This window comes from Dietzia sp. SYD-A1 (assembly GCF_015356725.1).
GTDB lineage: Bacteria > Actinomycetota > Actinomycetes > Mycobacteriales > Mycobacteriaceae > Dietzia.
Map to the genome: position 1 here is coordinate 1 of NZ_JADDKI010000558.1, position 1,509 is coordinate 1,509.

The window sequence follows — 1,509 nt, forward strand, 5'->3', positions numbered from 1 at the left end:
GGTCTACGCCGCCGTCGCGGTGCACCCGACGCGCGCGCGGGAACTCACCGACCCGGACCGCGGCCCCGCAGTGCGCGCGCGGCTGCGCGAGCTGGCGTCACATCCGCGGGTGGTGGCCGTGGGGGAGAGCGGCCTGGACCACTACTGGGTGGGCACGATGGAGGGCTGCGCGGACCCGGCGAAGCAGGAGGAGTCACTGCGCTGGCACGCGGGTCTCGCCGCGGAGGTGGGCAAGTGTCTGATGATCCACAACCGCGAGGCCGACGACGACCTGATGCGCGTCCTGGGCGAGGTCGCCGGGCCCGGATCAGGTATCCCGCACGTCATGCTGCACTGCTTCTCCTCGCCGATCGAGGTGGCCCGGGAGGCGCTGGACCGCGGCTACGTGCTGTCGTTCACCGGCAACGTGACCTTCAAGGCCAACGAGCACCTGCGGGAGGCGGCCCGACTGGCACCCGCGGGTCAGCTGCTCGTGGAGACCGACGCCCCCTACATGGCGCCGGAGCCGTTCCGGGGGGCCCGCAACGAACCCGGGCTGGTCGGGTACACCGCGCGGGTGGTGGCGGAGGTGCGTGGTCAGACTCCGGAGGAGTTCGTCGCCGAGGTCGCCGACACCGCGCGCGAGGTCTTCGGGCTGACCGTGTGATCCCCCGCCCGCTCCTCCGGCGCTGTGGCCCGTGTGGTTCAAGTGTGTCGAGGGGCGAATGTAACGAAACGTGATCTGCCCACCTCGTCGTCGTCGCATGTCAGGCGCATCACGTTGCCCCTGCGGCCCCGACTCGTTACGCTACCGTGATGAAACGTGGGCGTCCGTTCGGGCGCCCACGGGCTATGCGAGGAGAGATCTGACCAGTGGTTGACGATTCACGGACCGAGACCCCCACGGGCGCGAAGGGCGTCCTGGCCCCGATCCACCGGATCCACAGGTCGCGCTCCACCATGCTGCGGCTGTCGGTGGCCGGCATGCTCACCACGCTCGTCGTCGGCGGCGTCGCGGCGTTGGACCAGCGCACCGCTTTCACGCTCGAGGTGGACGGAGCACCGGTCGAACTGGTCACCTTCAAGTCCGACGTGCGCGCGGCGATCGAGGGCGCCGGGTACAGCGTCGACGAGCGCGACGTGGTGGTGGCTCCCGGTGATCGCATCGACGACGGCGACACCGTGACCCTGCTCCGTGCCCGACCCGTGACCGTGGAGGTGGACGGGAGCAGCGAACAGGTGTGGACCACCGCCACCACGGTCGCCGAGTTGATCGCCGAACGGGACGACGTCCCGCCCCGCAGCTACGTCAGCCCCCGCATCGACGCCGAGGTGCCTCTCGACGGCGCGGAGGTCTCCGTGGTGACCCCCCGCGAACTGCTGCTCTCGGACAACGGCGCCCCGGCCGCCCCGCTCTCCTCGCCCGGCGACACCGTCGGCGAGTACCTCGAGCGGGCCGGCATCACCCTCGGACCGCTCGACACGGTCGAGCCCCCCGCCGACGGTGTCGCCGGGCGAGGAGAGCGGGGC

At 71.5% G+C, this 1,509-nt stretch carries 2 protein-coding genes; both read left to right on the forward strand.

Going from position 1 to position 1,509, the window contains the following annotated elements; translation table 11 throughout:
* On the forward strand, positions 1 to 646 hold a 646-nt coding region (locus IY392_RS16930; protein WP_194861860.1), incomplete at its 5' end, for a TatD family hydrolase.
* Positions 647 to 852: 206 nt separating this feature from the next.
* On the forward strand, positions 853 to 1,509 hold a 657-nt coding region (locus IY392_RS16935; protein WP_194861861.1), incomplete at its 3' end, for a ubiquitin-like domain-containing protein.